The organism is Pseudomonas sp. PDM17 (genome assembly GCF_014851985.1).
In the GTDB taxonomy this organism is placed as follows: domain Bacteria; phylum Pseudomonadota; class Gammaproteobacteria; order Pseudomonadales; family Pseudomonadaceae; genus Pseudomonas.
Window position 1 is genome coordinate 703,740 of record NZ_JACVAT010000001.1, and the last position, 17,103, is coordinate 720,842.

General features: G+C 66.3%; 16 protein-coding genes. 11 read left to right on the forward strand and 5 right to left on the reverse strand.

Annotation, left to right across the window (positions count from 1 at the left end; genetic code table 11):
• Window positions 1-30 precede the first annotated feature (30 nt).
• The 6 genes from recQ to IB256_RS03415 all read left to right on the forward strand — a co-directional run bounded on the left by recQ (window position 31) and on the right by IB256_RS03415 (window position 8,038).
• Window positions 31-2,175: a DNA helicase RecQ gene (recQ, locus tag IB256_RS03390; RefSeq protein ID WP_192401262.1), complete on the forward strand. Its 2,145-nt coding sequence runs from the start codon at window positions 31-33 to the stop codon at window positions 2,173-2,175.
• 103 nt (window positions 2,176-2,278) lie between these two features.
• Window positions 2,279-2,551, forward strand: coding sequence for a hypothetical protein (locus IB256_RS03395; protein WP_081520266.1), 273 nt, complete (start codon window positions 2,279-2,281; stop codon window positions 2,549-2,551).
• 66 nt (window positions 2,552-2,617) lie between these two features.
• Entirely contained in the window at window positions 2,618-3,814 is a 1,197-nt protein-coding gene (locus IB256_RS03400) for a sensor domain-containing diguanylate cyclase (RefSeq protein WP_171039428.1), read from the forward strand.
• 97 nt (window positions 3,815-3,911) lie between these two features.
• The gene (locus tag IB256_RS03405) at window positions 3,912-4,928 is read left to right on the forward strand and encodes a DUF2804 domain-containing protein (RefSeq protein ID WP_192291257.1); all 1,017 of its coding nucleotides are present in this window, start codon (window positions 3,912-3,914) and stop codon (window positions 4,926-4,928) included.
• Window positions 4,929-5,035: 107 nt separating this feature from the next.
• Window positions 5,036-5,470 carry a transcriptional regulator SlyA gene (slyA, locus tag IB256_RS03410; RefSeq protein WP_081520269.1) on the forward strand — a complete coding sequence of 145 codons (435 nt, stop codon included), beginning with the start codon at window positions 5,036-5,038 and terminating at the stop codon, window positions 5,468-5,470.
• Window positions 5,471-5,764: 294 nt separating this feature from the next.
• Entirely contained in the window at window positions 5,765-8,038 is a 2,274-nt protein-coding gene (locus IB256_RS03415) for a FimV/HubP family polar landmark protein (protein WP_192401264.1), read from the forward strand.
• Window positions 8,039-8,141: 103 nt separating this feature from the next.
• On the opposite strand, the gene IB256_RS03420 is transcribed toward IB256_RS03415, so the two are convergent.
• Window positions 8,142-10,346, reverse strand: coding sequence for a patatin-like phospholipase family protein (locus tag IB256_RS03420; protein WP_192291253.1), 2,205 nt, complete (start codon window positions 10,344-10,346; stop codon window positions 8,142-8,144).
• 70 nt (window positions 10,347-10,416) lie between these two features.
• On the opposite strand from IB256_RS03420, the gene IB256_RS03425 reads away from it, so the two are divergent.
• The 3 genes from IB256_RS03425 to IB256_RS03435 all read left to right on the forward strand — a co-directional run bounded on the left by IB256_RS03425 (window position 10,417) and on the right by IB256_RS03435 (window position 12,434).
• Entirely contained in the window at window positions 10,417-10,701 is a 285-nt protein-coding gene (locus tag IB256_RS03425; RefSeq protein WP_045212468.1) for a SelT/SelW/SelH family protein, read from the forward strand.
• Between the two features lie 124 nt (window positions 10,702-10,825).
• Window positions 10,826-11,818 (forward strand): ADP-glyceromanno-heptose 6-epimerase, encoded by a 993-nt coding sequence (rfaD, locus tag IB256_RS03430; RefSeq protein WP_192291251.1) that lies wholly within the window; start codon window positions 10,826-10,828, stop codon window positions 11,816-11,818.
• A gap of 121 nt (window positions 11,819-11,939) precedes the next feature.
• Window positions 11,940-12,434 (forward strand): hypothetical protein, encoded by a 495-nt coding sequence (locus tag IB256_RS03435; protein WP_192291249.1) that lies wholly within the window; start codon window positions 11,940-11,942, stop codon window positions 12,432-12,434.
• A 166-nt stretch (window positions 12,435-12,600) separates the two neighbouring features.
• On the opposite strand, the gene IB256_RS03440 is transcribed toward IB256_RS03435, so the two are convergent.
• The 3 genes from IB256_RS03440 to IB256_RS03450 all read right to left on the reverse strand — a co-directional run bounded on the left by IB256_RS03440 (window position 12,601) and on the right by IB256_RS03450 (window position 14,743).
• Window positions 12,601-13,467: a DMT family transporter gene (locus IB256_RS03440; RefSeq protein WP_192291247.1), complete on the reverse strand. Its 867-nt coding sequence runs from the start codon at window positions 13,465-13,467 to the stop codon at window positions 12,601-12,603.
• A gap of 86 nt (window positions 13,468-13,553) precedes the next feature.
• Window positions 13,554-13,895 (reverse strand): tRNA-binding protein, encoded by a 342-nt coding sequence (locus IB256_RS03445; RefSeq protein WP_192291245.1) that lies wholly within the window; start codon window positions 13,893-13,895, stop codon window positions 13,554-13,556.
• Between the two features lie 83 nt (window positions 13,896-13,978).
• Window positions 13,979-14,743 (reverse strand): helix-turn-helix transcriptional regulator, encoded by a 765-nt coding sequence (locus IB256_RS03450; protein ID WP_192291243.1) that lies wholly within the window; start codon window positions 14,741-14,743, stop codon window positions 13,979-13,981.
• A 137-nt stretch (window positions 14,744-14,880) separates the two neighbouring features.
• Between IB256_RS03450 and IB256_RS03455 the strand changes: the two genes are divergently transcribed.
• Window positions 14,881-15,690, forward strand: a complete 810-nt coding sequence (locus IB256_RS03455; RefSeq protein ID WP_138215195.1) for a UDP-2,3-diacylglucosamine diphosphatase — start codon at window positions 14,881-14,883, stop codon at window positions 15,688-15,690.
• The gene (locus IB256_RS03460) at window positions 15,687-16,718 is read left to right on the forward strand and encodes a glycosyltransferase family 4 protein (RefSeq protein WP_192401266.1); all 1,032 of its coding nucleotides are present in this window, start codon (window positions 15,687-15,689) and stop codon (window positions 16,716-16,718) included. The genes IB256_RS03455 and IB256_RS03460 overlap by 4 nt, the downstream gene beginning before the upstream one ends.
• On the opposite strand, the gene IB256_RS03465 is transcribed toward IB256_RS03460, so the two are convergent.
• A complete protein-coding gene (locus IB256_RS03465) occupies window positions 16,719-16,967 on the reverse strand; it encodes a hypothetical protein (protein ID WP_081520280.1) in 249 nt (82 codons plus the stop codon).
• Window positions 16,968-17,103: the final 136 nt, after the last annotated feature.

Below are 17,103 nucleotides of genomic sequence, written 5' to 3' on the forward strand. Positions count from 1 at the left end.
TATAATGCGCGGCTTCATTCGGAGTCCCCCATGCTCGAACAGGCCCTGCGCATCCTCAAAGACGTTTTCGGTTACGACGCTTTCCGCGGCAATCAGGCGCGGATCATCGAGCGCGTGGCCGGCGGCGGCGATGCGCTGGTGCTGATGCCCACCGGTGGCGGCAAGTCGCTGTGCTTCCAGGTGCCGGCGCTGCTGCGCGAGGGCCTGACGGTGGTGGTTTCGCCGCTGATCGCGCTGATGGAGGACCAGGTCGCCACGCTGGACGAACTGGGCGTGCCGGTGGCGGCGCTGAACTCCTCGCTGAGCCCCGAGGCCCAGCGCGAAATCGCCGACCGCCTGCAGCGCGGCGAGATCAAGCTGCTCTACCTCGCCCCGGAACGCCTGGTGCAGCCGCGCATGCTGGCCTTCCTGCAGCGCCTGGAAATCGGCCTGTTCGCCATCGACGAGGCGCACTGCGTATCGCAGTGGGGCCACGACTTCCGTCCTGAATACCTGCAGCTGGGCCAGCTCGCCGAGCTGTTCCCGCATGTGCCGCGCATCGCCCTGACCGCCACGGCGGACATGCGTACCCGCGAGGAGATGATCCAGCGCCTGCACCTGCAGGACGCTGAGCAGTTCCTCTCCAGCTTTGACCGGCCGAACATCTTCTACCGCATCGTGCCCAAGGAGCAGCCGCGCAAGCAGCTGCTGGGCTTCCTGAGCGAGCGGCGCGGCGACGCGGGCATCGTCTACTGCATGTCGCGCAAGAAGGTCGAGGAGGTCGCCGAGTTCCTCTCTAACCAAGGCTTCCCAGCGCTGCCTTACCACGCCGGCCTGTCCAACGACCTGCGCGCCTATCACCAGAAGCGCTTCCTCAACGAGGAAGGGCTGATCATGGTCGCCACCGTCGCCTTCGGCATGGGCATCGACAAACCCAACGTGCGCTTCGTCGCGCACCTGGACCTGCCCAAGAGCCTGGAGGCGTACTACCAGGAAACCGGCCGCGCCGGTCGCGACAGCCTGCCCGCCGACGCCTGGATGGCCTACGGCCTGCAGGACGTGTTGCTGCTGCGGCAGATGATGCAGAACTCCGAGGGCGACGAGCGCCACAAGCGCGTCGAGCGGCACAAGCTCGAAGCCATGCTGGCACTGTGCGAGGAAACCCGCTGCCGCCGCCAGGCACTGCTGGCCTACTTCGACGAGGTGATGCCCAACCCCTGCGGCCACTGCGACATCTGCGTCGATGGCGTGGAAACCTGGGACGCCACCGAGCCCGCGCGCCAAGCCCTGTCGGCCATCTACCGCAGCGGCCAGCGCTACGGCGTCGGCCATCTGGTGGACGTGCTGCTGGGCAAGGACACCGAGAAGGTGCGCAGTGTCGGGCACCAGCACCTGGCGGTGTTCGGTATCGGTAAATCCCGTGGCGAGGACGAGTGGCGCACGCTGTTCCGCCAACTGGTCGCCCGTGGCTTCGCCGACGTGGATGTCGACGGCTTCAACGGCCTGCGCCTGACCGAGGCCTGCCGTCCGCTGCTGCGCGGCGAGGAGACGTTAGCCCTGCGCCGCGATCCGAAGCCGCAACGCAGCAAGTCCTCCTCTTCCGGCGGCGCCAGCCCGGCCAGCCAGCTGGTACGCCAGGAGGAACGCGAGATGTGGGAAGCCCTGCGCACCCTGCGGCGCAAGCTGGCGGAGGAGCACTCGGTGCCGCCCTACGTCATCTTCCCCGACGCCACCCTGCTGGAAATGCTCCGCAGCCAGCCCACCACGCTGTCCGCCATGGCCCAGGTCAGCGGCGTCGGCGCGCGCAAGCTGGAGCGCTACGGCCAGGCCTTCCTCGATGTCCTCACCGAGTCGGACACGGCGCCGGACACCCCCGCACCGGTCACCGACCTGCGCCACGAACTGGTGACCCTGGCCCGCGCCGGCATGACCCCCGCGCAGATCGCCCGGCAGCTCGATTGCAGCGAGAAGAACGTCTACAGCCTGCTGGCCGAGGCCATCGGCCGCCAGCAGCTGACCCTGGAGCAGGCGCTGGACCTGCCCGAGGAACTGCTCGGTGAAGTCCAGGATGCCTTCCTCGACGAGGACGGCGAACTGCCGCCGGTGAGCGCCATCGCCGAGCTGTTCGAAGGCCGCGTGCCGCTGGGCGTCCTGCATTGCGTGCGCGCCGCCCTGCAGGCCGAGCTGGAAGTCTGATCGCGTCGAAGTACGGCGTTACAGATGAAATATCAATGTGCCAGCAACGGCGCCTTTTCCTACCAGTCCTATCTGTCAGTACGGATCAGTTTCGGAGTGACAGATGGCGAGCTGGGTGCGGGTAGTGGCGGGGCTGCTGGTCGTCGGGCAACTCAGTGGATGCGCCAGTGGCGGCGGACTGACCGAGGGCGGGAAGAACGCCTTGATCGGCGTTGCGGCGGTCGCGCTGGTGGCGGGGCTGGTCATCATGTCCAAGGACGATGACGACGACGATCGTGATTGCCGCAAGCGCCATGGGCATTCGGATCGCCGTTACTGCAACGACTCCTACTACGGCCATGACCGTTACCGGAACTCCCGGGACGATCGCTGGTGAGTGGGCTGCCCGTCAGTTTCGTGACGGGGCAAAACGACAAACTTGTGACGCACGTCCCGAACGGCTATGGTGGCACTTAGACCTCCACGAGAAGAGGTGAGCGTGCCACAACAACAAAGCTGGCTGGACGACGTTCGTTCCAATGCCTATGCCGAACAGCTCTCCCGGGGCTTTCGCCGCCTGCGTTTCGAACCCGACCTCGAGACCCAGTACCGCCATTACCTGCTCGAAGACAGCTTCGATCTCAAGCGCACCGCGCTGACCATCGGCGTGCTGATCTGGCTGGCGCTGGCGGCCATCGACTTTCTCCTGATCCGGACTGCAGAACACTGGGACATGCTCGCCGTGCGCATCGGCGTGCTGGTGCTGCTGAGCGTCTGCGGCGGGCTGATCCTGCAGCGCCGGCACACCCAGCTGCTGGTGCCGCTGAGCCTGGCCTGCATCCTCAGTGTCGGCATCGGCGCGGCGGCCGTGGCCGGCATCGCCCACACCGTGGACCAGAGCTATCCCTACGAGGGCCTGTTGCTGGTCAGCATGGCGGCCTACTTCCTGATCGGCCTGCGCTTCGCCGAGGCGGTGGGTAGCGCTTCGGTGATCCTGCTGGCCTACGTGGGCTTCGAGCTTTACGCGGGGTTGCCGCTGCCCAAGCTGATCAGCAACGTGGTATTCCTGCTGCTGGCCAACCTGGTCGGCGCAGTGGGCTGCTACCTGCTGGACTACAAGTCCCGCCAGCACTTCCTCATCAGCCGCCTGCTGAAGGTCATGGCCGAGCACGATGCCCTGACCGGCCTGCACAACCGCCGCAGTTTCAATCGCCAGCTGGAGCGCCTGTGGCGCCAGGCTCAGCGCGAGAGCGTGGGGCTGGCGCTGCTGCTCTGCGATGTCGATCACTTCAAGGCCTACAACGACCGCTATGGCCACCAGGCGGGCGACGGCGTGCTGCAGCGCATCGGCGAGGTGCTGACGGCCAGCGCACGGCGCCCGCTGGACATGGCTGTGCGGCTGGGGGGCGAGGAATTTGCCGTGCTGCTCTATGGCGCCAGCGAGCGCGAAGCCAGGGAGCGCGCCGAAGTCGTGCGCGAGTCGGTGCAGGCGCTGGGCATCGCTCACGAAGGGTCGCTGACGGCGGACGAGGTGACGCTGTCCATTGGCGTGTCCTGCCTGTGGCCGGAGACCGGCCACCCGCTGCGCAGCATCTACGAGCATGCCGACCGTGCCCTTTACGAAGCCAAGGCGTTCGGACGCAACCAGGTCGTCGCCTGATGGCCCATTCTGTCCCCCGAGCTGGCGCCGTGCGTGACTGCGGCGCGCGCAGGCGCGGTGCTAGCATGCGCCGCACCCCGTCACCGAGCCCGCGCCCATGCAGCAGCTGATCCAGCCCAACGGCCAACCGCACTACGGCATCTTTCCCGGCACCCCGGCGACCATCAACTACCGTGATTTCGACTTCCGCTCGCCGATGGGCCGCCGCCTCGGCGCATTGAGCAAGTGGCGCAGCTTCCACCAGTTCCAGTACTTCGGCCTGATCAGCCCGACGCTGATCGGCGGTTGCGCACTGGCGGATGTCAGCCTGCTCACTATCGGTTTCGTTTACCTCTACCACCCCGAGAGCGGGCGGATGATCGAGCGCCAGTTCAAGTGCCCGTTGGGCATGGGGACGAACTTCTCGCAGGCACCCAACGACGGCGTCTGTGAACTGCGCCAGGGGCGCAACCTGCTGCGCCTGGAGAACAGCTCCGCACCTTTCGAGAAGCGTCTGCTGGTCGAGCTGGACGACGGCACTCGCATCGACGCGCGCTTCAGCGAGGAGCAGCCGGCGTTCCAGCCCATGAGCCTCTGCACGCCAACGGCGGTGAACGGCTGGGTCTACGCGCGCAAGGTGGCCGGCGTGCAGTGCCACGGCGAGGTGCGCAGCGCGCTGGGCAACTACGACCTGCGCGAGCTGGATGCCTATGCGCACCACGACTGGTCCGCCGGCTACATGCGCCGCGAGACGTTCTGGAACTGGGCCTGCCTGTCCGGCGAGACGCAAGGGCGGCGCCTCGGGCTGAACCTGTCGTGCGGCGTCAACGAGACCAGCTTCACCGAGAACTGCTACTGGCTCGACGGCCAGTTGGTGAAGGTCGACACCGTGCGCTTCGAGTTCGACCGCGACCATCCGCTGCAACCCTGGACCATCCGTTCCTACGATGGCCAGGTCGAACTGCGCTTCGAGGCCCACGGGCTGCACCAGGAGCGCCTCAACCTCGGCGTGCTGGCCAGCAACTTCAAGCAGATCTTCGGACGCTTCAGCGGCGTGCTGCGACCGGCGGGACAGGCCGAGTTGCGCATCGACAACCTGTGGGGGTTCGTCGAAGACCAGTACGCGAAATGGTGAGATAGTGATTTACACCCTGCGACAATCTGTCATTGTACGGGCTTGATTAGCTGGCTAATAATTAGTCAAATCAATTAGCCGTCCAACCTCCTACCGTACGCAGCACAATGTCAGACAACGATAAGCACTATTTCGGTACCCAACTGGCCCAGGCTTCGCGTGCATGGCGGGCCGAACTCGACCGCCGTCTCAGCCACCTCGGCCTGTCCCAGGCTCGCTGGCTGGTGCTGCTGCACCTGGCCCGTCACGCCGCCGCCCCCACCCAGCGTGAGCTGGCCCAGTCGGTCGGTGTCGAGGGTCCGACCCTGGCGCGCTTGCTCGATGGTCTCGAAGCCCAGGGGCTGGTCCGTCGCCAGGCAGTCGCCGAAGACCGCCGCGCCAAGCGCATCGCTCTCACCCCCAAGGCAGACGTCCTGATCACCGATATCGAGAACATCGCCGCCGCCGTTCGCAACGAAGTGCTGGCAGGGATATCGGAAGAGGAAATCGCGCTGTGTCAGAAAACGCTCAGTCGGATTCTCGGCAACCTCGAGCGAAACTGAGCAATTCATCACGTTATTCGGGTAAAGTAGCCATTTTTCTGGCGGTCCTTTGCGGGGCCGCTGGCCATTCGCTATCCACCCCTTAACCATTCGCCGGTTTTTCGACGATTTATCTTGACCAAACCCTGAGCACCACCTAATCCGTGATATCAGACGGCCTGTACCCTGCAAGGTACAGAGGAGTGGTGCGTTGCGGTCTGCAGTCCGGCATGGTTCCAGTGTGTGGACAGGTTCAACCTGCCGCTTTAGAGCGGTCAGGGAATGGCGTGCAGACCCGGACAATGGGATGGGGTTATGGCTCGAATAAATAGAATTCCGCTGACGCTTGCCGCACTTTCGGTTTTTGTCTCCGCTCACGCGAATGCCCTTGGGCTCGGCGATATCACGCTGCACTCCGGGCTGAACCAGCCGCTGGATGCCGAGATCGCCCTGCTCGAAACCGGCGACATGACCTCCGACGAACTCATAGCGAAGCTCGCGAGTCCCGCTGACTACGAGAACGCTGGTGTCGACCGCTTCGTGTTCCTGCAGAACCTGCGCTTCACCCCGGTGATCCGCAATGGTCGTGGCTACATCAAGGTGGTGTCCACGCAGCCGGTGCACGAGCCTTACCTGAATTTCCTGATTGCCGTGGAGCGCCCCAACGGTCGCATGCTGCGCGAGTACACCGTGCTGATCGATCCGCCGGAGTACAGCGCCAACCGCAGCGTGGCCGCCAATGTCGCGGCGCGCGACGTCGCGCTTTCGCGCTCTTCCGGTTACCGCCCGGACGCCTACCGCCCGGAGCCCGTGCGCCGCGCGCCGGCACAGCCGCCGCTGCCGGCGGGTGATGGCCGCTACACTACGGTGCGCAATGACACCCTGTGGAAGATCAGTTCGCGCCTGACGGGCAGCGGCGCTTCCCGCGCGCAACTGATGGACAGCATCGTCGCGCTGAACCCGCAGGCCTTCGTCAATGGTGACCCGCACCGCCTGAAGGTGGGCCAGACGCTGATCCTGCCGCAGGGCCAGGAGCACGCCGGCAGCGCCAGCACGGCCTTGGCGCCGCAGCCCGCTTCCACCGCTCCAGCGTCGGCCGCCGAGCAGTCTGCAGTCGCACCGCAGACACCTGCCACTGCTACGGCCAGTACTCCGGCTCAGGCCCAGGGCAATGCTGCCGCACCGGCAGCGCCGGCCGCAGATGCCAGCGTCGCCAAGGTGGAGGCCGACCTGCTCCTGGCCAATGCCCAGCGCGACCAGATGAACCAGCGCATGGACGATCTGCAGAAGCAGCTGGTATCCCTCCAGCAGGCCCTGCAGAGCCGCGACCAGCAGGTGCAGTCGCTGCAGGCCGAGCTGGATCGCCGCCAGGGCGCGGAAGCCTCGGGCAATGCTCCGGCAGCCAATGCTCCGGTGGCTGATGCACCGACCAGCAACGCCCCGACCAATGCCGTGCCAGCCGCTCCCAGCTCTGTGGCGCCGGAGCCGCAGAACAACCCGGCCCCGAGCGTCGCTCAGCCGGCAACCCCGGCGCAGGATGCCCAGGGCTCCGGTTTCAACTACTGGCCCTGGCTGGGCGCCGGCGCCCTTGGTGCGCTATTGGTCGGCCTGCTGTTCGCCCGTCGCAAGCGCGAGGAAAAGCCGGTCGAGATGCCGCCCCTGCGCGCGGCCGTGCCCGAGCCGGTGAAGCCGCTTCCGGAGGTCAAGCCGCTGGCTGCTGCTGTCGTGGCTCCGGTACCCACGCCGCATCCGGTGGTGGTCGCCACCCCGGAGCCGGGCGTTGCCCGCCTGCCCGCTGCCAGCGCGGACAGCCTGGAAGGCGCGGATATCTACATCGCCTACGGCCGCTTCACTCAGGCCCGCGACATGCTGCGCAAGGCCGTCAACGCCGAGCCGAATCGCCGCGAGCTTCGCATGAAGCTGCTGCTGGTACTGGCCGAGCTGGGCGACGTGGCTGGCTTCCATGAGGAAGAGCACGGCCTGGTGGCCGCCGGCGGTGACCAGAAGCAGATCGACCAGCTCAAGTCGCGCTACCCGGCGATGCTGATTCGCCCGGAAGACACCCTGCAGCCGCCCACCGGCGAGACGCTCACCGACTGGGACGACCTCGAACTGGGCGAGCCCGTGGCCACTCCCGTGGAGCAACCCAGGGCTGCGCAGGACCAACCGGACTTCGCGATGAACCTCAGCGACCTGTCGCTGGACCTGGACTGGGACAAGCTCGACAACCCCTTCGACTCCACCAAACAAGGCAAGGCTGCTGCACCCAAGGTCGCACAGGAAGTGCCGTCGGACTTCCGCAGCAATCTGCACGAGCTGCCGGAAATCACCGAGCTGGATCTGGGCGAGCACGGCGAGATGTTCGGCCATGGCAGCAAGACCATGGGCGTGGAGGAGGAGCTGACCTTCGACCTGCCGGATGATATTGGCCACGAGCACGACGAGCTGCTGGCCAGCCTCGACCGCGCCCGCCAGTGTATCGACCAGGGCAACCTGGAGGAGGCTTACGGCATCCTCAAGCAGGTGATCGCCAGCGGTGACTCCAAGGCCAAGGCCGAAGCGCGCGAGCTGCTGGCACTGATTGCCTGAGTCTCACCACGTATGAAAGAGCCCGGCACTTGCCGGGCTTTTTCATACCTGCAGGATATCGCTCCCGCCATACCCTGTAGGAGCGGGCTACTGAGCGCATGCCTCAGAAATTACGCCCCAGGTTGATGTACACCGCGTGCTCGCTCGCATCGTTCAGGCCGTAGCTGAAGGACAGCGGCCCCAGCGGCGTCTCGAAGCCCATCAGGATACTGCCGGCGTTGACGTAGCCGGTGTCGTAGCTGTTGTCGTTGTTCCATACCCGCCCGCGCTCCAGGCTGCCGCCCAGGTAGAAGGGGAAGTCCAGCGGCAGGAAGGAGCGCTCGGTCATGCGCCGGTAGTAGATGACCCGCCCGAGGCTGTAGTTCTGCCCGGCCAGCGCGTCCTGGCGATAGCCGGAGAGCTGCCGCGCGCCGCCGAGCAGGAAGCTCGACACCACCACGTCAGCGTCGTCGAGGGTACGCCCGTAGCCGCCGCCCAGTACCCAGGTGTTCGGGCCGCTGCTCAATGCCTTGTCGAGCTGGAATTCCCACTGCCGATAGCGGTCGTCGTCGCCCAGGGAGGGTGTGTGCTCGCGGAAGGACGTCTGGATGTTCTCGCCCTCGCGGGGGAAGTCGACGTTGTCCATGGTGTCGAAGGAGTACTGCAGCTGGGCGTAGCCCTCGGTGAAGTGGAAGTCCGGCAGGTCCTGCTCGCCCACGCGCACGTCGGCCTTGCCGAAGGCCTGGGCCACGCCGAGGCGGAATTCACCGTTGTTGGCGATCTGCCGGCCCAGGTTGAGGCCGTAGCCGTAGCGCTCGAGCCGGTACTCGGCAATCGGGTCGTCGTTGTCCGTGGCCTCGACGTTCTGTGCCTCATTGAACACGTACGGAGCCACGAAGTAGCGCGAGCCCACGTCCAGCGGCTGGTAGAACTCGCTGTAGAGCTCCTGGCGGTCGCCGATCTGCAGGCGCGTCAACCATTCCGCGCCGAGGCGATTGATGCCGTTCATGCGGTAGCTGCCGCCGACGTTGAAGGTGCTGTCGCCGCGCAGGTCGTCGGAGAGGTTCAGGCCCAGGCGCAGGTAGTCGGTGCCGCCGCGCTTTCCGTACGCGTGGATCACCAGCACGTTGTCGGACTTGCCGTCCGCGCCTGGCTTGTTGTGCACCACGCGGTACTGCACCTGGTCGAAGTAATCCAGGCCGTAGAGGGTGCTCATGTCACGCTGCAGTCGCTCCAGGTCCAGGTGCTCGCCCAGCGGTTGGCGGATGTAATGGAGGATGACGTCGTCGCTGACCTTGGAGTTGTTCTCCACTTCGATCCGGTCAATCACCGGTTGCCGCTCGCCCGGCGCGCGCGCTTCGGTGAGTGCTACCGCCTCGGCGTCGGCGGGCTTGCGTAGCGTCGCCAGGCGCGGGGCGAGGATGCTGGTGGCGCGGTAGCCTGCGTCGATCAGTTGCGGCACGCGGCCGAAGTCGGTGGAGCTGTAGCCGCTCAGGGGCGGCTGCACCAGGATGTCGCTGGACTTCAGGGTGGCCAGCTGCGCTTCGGAGTTCTTGCGGGTCATCAGGGTGACGGACTGGTTGAGCATGTCCACCACCGTGGTCAGCTGCTTGCGGTCCAGCAGCGGGTTGCCGATGTCGACCACGATGACCACGTCGACGCCCATCTGCCGCGCCACGTCCACCGGGATGTTGTCGACCATGCCGCCGTCCACCAGCAGCTTGCCGTTGACGTCCACCGGGGCGAACACCGCGGGGATCGACATGCTGGCGCGGATCGCCTGGGGCAGGTGACCCTTGCTGAACACCACCTTCTCGCCGGTGGAGATATCGGTGGCCACCGCGCGGAAGGGGATCGCCAGCTGGTCGAAGTTGCGCGTATCGCTGGTGTGTACCAGCAGGCTCTCCAGCAGCATCGACAGGTTCTGCCCCTGGATCGCGCCCAGCGGCAGGCCGAGGGTGCCGTCGTCGCGGAAGCTGAGCTTCTGCTTCACCAGGAAGTCGCGGTCGTCCTGCTTGCGGCGGAAGGGTACGTCAACCCGGGGCGGCGAGTCGGACAGCGCCTGCTTCCAGTCCAGCCCCAGAGCCAGCTGTTCCAGTTCCCTGGGCGTATAGCCCGCCGCGTACAGGCCGCCGATCACCGCGCCCATGCTGGTGCCGGCGATGGCGTCGACATGGATGCCCTGTTCGTCCAGCGCCTTGAGCACGCCGATGTGCGCCAGGCCGCGCGCCGCGCCGCCAGAGAGGACCAGGCCAATCTTCGGTGGGGTATTCGCCGCCAGGGCGCCGAGGGGAAGGAGCAGGAGGAGGGCGAACAGCAGTCGGCGCATGAAGAGAAGAGTCCGGTAGGGCGTTTCAGACCGGTATTATAGGTTCGCGTCCTACAGCAGAGTCTGATTCATGTCCGAAGCCAAAGCCGAAATCGTCATCACCTATTGCACCCAGTGCCAGTGGCTGCTGCGCGCCGCCTGGCTGGCCCAGGAGCTGCTGAGCACCTTCGGCGACGACCTGGGCAAGGTCAGCCTGGTACCGGGCACCGGCGGGGTTTTCCAGATCACCTGCGACGGCGAGCCGATCTGGGAGCGCAAGGCCGACGGCGGTTTCCCCGAGGCCAAGGTGCTCAAGCAGCGGGTGCGCGACCGCATCGATCCACAGCGCGATCTGGGCCACAACGACCGCTCCTGAATCCGAGCGGTACCGCCCGGCAGATTAATTCGATAGCTGGCTAACTTCTTTGCTTCATATCAAAAGGAGACTTGTGTCTCGCTTTTAGGCTGGTGGCATCCATTCTCCGCAAAGGATGCCCGCCATGAGCATCATCGTCACAGGTGCAGCCGGTTTCATCGGCAGCAACCTCGTCAAGGCGCTGAACCAGCGCGGCGAGACCGACATCATCGCGGTCGACGACCTGACCGAAGGCGACAAGTTCGCCAACCTCGCCGACTGCGACATCAGCGATTACCTCGACAAGCGCGATTTCATCGAGCGCTACGCCCGCGGTGACTTCGGCGTGGTGCGCGCGCTGCTGCACCAGGGTGCCTGCTCCAGCACCATGGAGCGCGACGGGCGCTACATGATGGACAACAACTACCGCTACAGCAGCGAGTTGCTGGACGCCAGCCTGTCGCTGGGCGTGCCGTTCCTCTACGCCTCGTCGGCAGCGGTATACGGCGGCGGCCATGAGTTCCGCGAGATGCGCTCCTGCGAGAAGCCGCTGAACGTCTACGGCTATTCGAAGTTCCTCTTCGACCAGCGCGTGCGCAAGGTGCTGCCCACCGCTCGCACCCAGGTTGCCGGTTTCCGCTACTTCAACGTCTATGGCCCGCGCGAGCAGCACAAGGGCCGCATGGCCTCGGTGGCCTTCCACTGCTTCAACCAGTTCCGCGAGACCGGCAAGGTCAGGCTGTTCGGTGACTACGGTGACTATCCGGCCGGCGGCCACCTGCGCGATTTCGTTTCGGTGGAGGACGTGGCGAAGGTCAACCTGCACTTCCTCGACAACCCCGAGCGCAGCGGCATTTTCAACCTCGGCAGCGGCCGCGCCCAGCCGTTCAACGACGTGGCCCTGGCGGTGATCAACACCCTGCGCGAACAGCAGGACCTGCAGCCACTGACCCTGGACGCGGCGATCCGCGCTGGATTGCTGGAGTACACCGAGTTCCCGGACGAGCTGCGCGGCAAGTACCAGTGCTACACCTGCGCCGATATCGCCTTCCTTCGCGAGGCGGGCTACCGCGCACCGATGATGGGCGTGGAGGAGGGTGTGCAGCGCTATTGCCACTGGTTGCTGAAACAGGACTGATACCGCTTGTATCGGGCTTTTTACCCAGTCTTTACCGACTGCTGACACTGCGCGGGGGGCGGGCGCGAGACAATTCTCACCACGAACGGCGGGCGGTGGATCGCCCGTGACTGGAGGTGAAATGAAGCTGTCCTCGCGCATCGCGCTCAGATCCGTCGCCACGCTGCTGGCCCTGAGCCTGTCGGCCACCGCCATGGCAGGGCCCCATGGTGGGCCGGGCGGCCCGGGACCGGGTCCGTACCATGGCTGGGGCCCAGGGCATGGCTATGGCCTGCCGGATTACGCGCGGGAAGTCTGGATCGGCAGCATGCTCTACTTCGTCGCCGCCGGAACCTACTACCTGTGGAACGCCGACCGCCGCCAGTACGTCGCGGTGGAAACGCCGCCGGCCGTGCAGGCTGCCCCGACCACCAGCTACGAAGTGATCGCCTATCCCGCCAGCGGCCAGTCACCAGAGCAGCAGAGCCGCGACCGCTACGAGTGCCACAGCTGGGCCGTCGGCCAGAGCGGTTTCGATCCCGCCGCCGCCACCCAGGCGCCGCCGGCGGGTCAATCCGACACCTACCGTCGCGCGCTGGGCGCCTGCCTGAGCGGGCGCGGTTACAGCATCAACTGATTCCCCGGCGCCTTATCCACAGGCGCCACACCGAACAGGCCGCCACGCAGGCTGTCGTGCGATGAATCCTTGGCATTCCCTCCCCGGGGCAAGGTTCGAGTTTCGCGCGCTGCGCGGCGGCCTTCTTTTTTGTCTCTCGCTCCTACAGAAAAGCCAGTCTGTGGGATTAGTGCGATCCGCGTGCGCTGAGGAAGGTTGCGAAGATGATCAGCACGCCGCCCGCCAGCATGCGCAGGCTTGGTTCTTCGCCAAACAGTACGCTGGCGAAGGCGATGCCGTAGACCGGCTCCAGGGCGAAGATCACCGCCGCCGTGCGCGCCTTGATCAGCCGCAGGCTGGCCACGAACAGGCTGTGGGCGACGCCGGTGCAGAGTACGCCCAGGGCGACCAGCCAGAGCCAGTCCATGCCGCGCACCGAGGGCAGGTCGAGAAGCACCAGCGGCAGCAGGCAGACGATGATCGTCAGGTTCTGGCACAGCGCCGCCTGGATCGGGTCGATGCCGCGCACGCTGACCCGGTTGGCCAGCGACAGCAGGGCGAACAGCAGGCCGGAGAGGGTGCCCCAGAGCAGGCCAGCGGTGGCGCCGTCGCGCAGGTCCAGGGTCGGCGTGACCATCACCAGACCGATGCACACCAATGCCACTACCAGGTACTCGCCCCTGCGGATGCGCTCGCGGAACAGCAGGCCCTCCAGCAGCACGGTGAAGGCCGGGAAGCTGGCGAAGCCGAGGGTGGCCACCGCCACGTTGCCCACCTTCACCGCGAGGAAGAAGGTCAGCCAGTGCGTACACAGCAGCACGCCGCCGCCCAGCAGCATGGCGGCCTGTTTCAGCGTGGGGCGCTTCTGCTGCCGCAGGTGCCCGGCGAACACCGCCGCCAGAGACAGCGAGCCGAACAGTGCGCGGCCGAAGACGATGACCAGGGGGCCGGCGAGGATGAGTTTGCCGAAGATGCCGGACAGCCCGAACATCAGGGCGCCGATGTGCAGGCCGATCAGGGCGCCGCGGGGAGTGAGTTCAGTAACGCGCTTCATGCCTGAGCTCCCGCCGACTGTCGTGGCGGGGCCTTGTCTGGAAAGAGGAGGGCGCGCCAGACCAGCCGGCGCGCGGTGGAACGGGGTCAGGCCAGCCGCGCGCCATTGGGCAGCGACTTGTCGAAACCGGCCAGCACCACTTTCTCGTCGCTGTCGTAAGCGCCGGTGACCAGCACTTCCGAGCGCACGCCGGCGATGGATTTTGGCTCGAAATTGCACACGCACAGCACCTGGCGGCCAATCAGCTCGTTGGCGTCATAGTGTGCGGTGATCTGCGCGCTGGACGTCTTGATCCCCAGCGGGCCGAGGTCAACCTGGAGGATGTAGGCGGGTTTGCGCGCCTTGACGTTGGGTTCGGCCTGGACGATGGTGCCCACGCGCAGTTCGACGCGCTCGAAATCCTGCCACTCGATGGTGTCTGCCGACATCGCTGCTCCCGCTGGTTTGCCCGGTTTGTCTGGTTCGATGGCCGGCAGTCTAGGCCGTGGGCGCGCAGCTGTCTGTCGCGCGGCTAGCGGGAATTGTCGCGCGACTGCTGACGCAGTTGGCGCGGGGTGGTGCCGAACTGGCGCACCAGGGCGGCGGTGAAGGCGCTCTGCGAGGCGTAGCCGACCTTCGCGGCAATCTCGCCGACCGACTGGTGCGAGCCGCGCAGCAGGTCGCGACCCAGTTGCAGGCGGCGCTGGCGCACGTAGTCCATCGGCGTCTGCCCGGTTTCGGCGAGGAAGCGCGCGTGGAAGCGCGCGGCGGATAATCCGGCGAGCCGCGCCAGGTCGGCCACCTGCAGCGGGTGTGCGGCATGCCGGTCGATGTAGCTGTCGAGGCTGGTCAGCGGCAGTTGCGCCGGTTCGTCGATGCGCTGCTGCCCGGCGGCGAGACTGGCGAGCAGCAGGATGGCGCCTTGGCGCGCCAGCACCGGGTCATGCAGCGAGCTGCCGGCGAGCCAGTGCACCAGCTGCGCCTGGTCGTTGCTGAGCAGGCGCTGGCCGGGGGTTTCCAGCAGGCGGCGACCGGCATCGCTGTGCAGGCCGAGGCCGCCGAGCAGATCTTCCTCGTCTTCCAGGTCCACCACCAGGCAGCGGCTGCCATCGGGGCTGGCGCAGGCGTGGTGCTCGTCACGCGGGACCACCGCGAAGGTCTGCCGGGTTACCAGGCTGCCGCGACCGCCCACTTCGAAATCCAGGCTGCCGGACAGGCCCAGCACCAGCTGCGCATGGCTGTGGCTGTGGGCGAGGTGGTCATGGCTGTAGTGGCGCAGGGAGAGAATCTGGCTCATGCAAGGCTGCTTTCGTGCTGGCGGGCAGGCTGACAGTCTAGCGCGCCGCGGGCTGTAACGGGACTGTCGCGAGTCGGTCACTTTCGCTTCACCGCGCCGGTCGACACTCGGAGAAACCCCACTGGAGGTCGCCGACGATGAGCAGCGCGCAACGCATGACGCCGACGAAGAAGCAACGGGTGCGGACCCTGTGGATATCCGATGTCCACCTGGGCACCCGCGATTGCCAGGCCGAGCACCTGGCCGGCTTCCTCAAGCGCTACCACGCCGACCGCATCTACCTGGTGGGCGACATCATCGATGGCTGGAAGCTACGCGGCGGCATCTACTGGCCGCAGGCGCACACCAACGTGATCCGCCGCCTGCTGACCATGAGCAAGCGCGGCACCGAGGTGATCTACGTCACCGGCAACCACGACGAGTTCCTGCGCCGCTATTCCTCACTGCTGCTGGGCAACATCCGCCTGGTCGACGAGATCGTTCACACCACCGCCGACGGCCGCCAGCTGCTGGTGATCCACGGCGACCAGTTCGACGTGATCACCCGCTACCACAAGTGGCTGGCCTTCCTCGGCGACTCCGCCTACGAGTTCACCCTGACCCTCAACCGTTGGCTCAACCACTGGCGCAGCCGCTATGGCTACGGCTACTGGTCGCTGTCGGCGTACCTCAAGCACAAGGTGAAGACGGCGGTGAACTTCATCAGTGACTTCGAGGAGGCCATTGCCCATGAGGTGCAAAAGCGCGGCCTCAATGGCGTGGTCTGCGGGCACATCCACCATGCGGAAATCCGCCAGATCGGCGAGGTGGAGTACCTCAACTGCGGTGACTGGGTGGAGTCCTGTTCGGCGCTGATCGAGCACTGGGACGGCAGCATCCAGCTCTATCGACTGGCCGAGGAGCAGGCGCGCGCCGAGGAACCCGTGGTGGTCGAGTCGGCGGCATGAGGCTGCTGATCGTCACCGATGCCTGGCTGCCGCAGGTCAACGGCGTGGTTACCAGCCTGAAAGCGCTGGTGGCCGAGCTGGAAGGGCTGGGCCACGTGGTCGGCCTGCTCTCCCCGCAGGACTTTCGTCACCGTCCGTGCCCGAGCTACCCGGAGATCCCGCTGGCGTGGGACCTGTGGAAGGTAGGCGAGAAGATCAGCGGCTTCGCTCCCGATTGCGTCCACCTCGCCACCGAGGGCCCACTGGGTTGGGCCGCGCGACGCTGGCTGGTGCGCCGGGGGCTGAGGTTCAGCAGTGCCATCCATACGCGCTTTCCCGAATACGTGAACACCCGTTGGCCGTGGCTGCCGCTGGGCTGGGGCTATGCCTTCCTGCGGCGCTTCCATGCACCCAGCGCAGCCGTGCTGGTCAGTAGCGAGCGCATGCGTAGCACGTTCGCCGATCACGCCTACGCCAACCTCGCGCTCTGGCGCAAGGGTGTGGACCTCCAGCGTTTCCAGCCGGGGGTGAGCGCACCGCTGGACGAGCCGGTGTTCCTCTATGTCGGCCGGCTGGCGCAGGAAAAGAACCTCGAAGCCTTCCTTGCCCTCGACCTGCCGGGGCGCAAGCGCGTGGTGGGCGATGGTCCGCAGCGGGCCGCGCTGGAAGCGACTTATCCACAGGTGGAATTCCTTGGCTATCGCCACGGCGACGAACTCGCCGAGGCCTACCGCAGTGCCAGCGTGCTGGCCTTCCCGTCGCTGACCGACACCCTCGGCCTGGTGATGTACGAGGCGCTGGCGTGCGGCACGCCAGTGGCGGCGTTCCCGGTGGCGGGGCCGCTGGATGTGCTGGAACAGGGTGTCACCGGAGTGATGGACGCCGACCTGCGCAGCGCCTGCCTGCGGGCACTGGAACTGGATCGCCAGGCCTGCGTGCAGTGGGCACGGGGGCAGACCTGGCGGGCATCGGCGCAGGAATTCCTGGCGCTTCAGGTGCGCTTGTCGGAGATGCCGGTCAGTGACGATCCGGGCTACGTAAGCGGCTGATCAGAACAGCTGGCGGTCGTGGTCCAGGCTCTGATCTACCAGCCACTTACCGTGGGCAATGGACGCGTGCTGGGCCTTTTCCAGGTCCGACATGAAGGCGTACTCAACCGGCAGCGTCTTGCGCCTGGTGGTCTGCCCGTCCGGGGCGGTGATGTGGCAGCCGGCGGCCCAGGGGGTTGGCAGGCCGGGGTGTTCGACGACATCGGCAGTGATGGTGTACTTGCGGTACTCGCATTGCATCAGGCTCATGGGGCGTCCTCCTGGCTGTTCACCAACGGCCCATGCAGGGCGGATGGCGAGCGGATCGGTGCCGGCGTCATGCGCGGGCAAGCCTCGTTAACCCCCAACATAGACCACTGGGGCAGGCCATTGGCCGGATACCGAC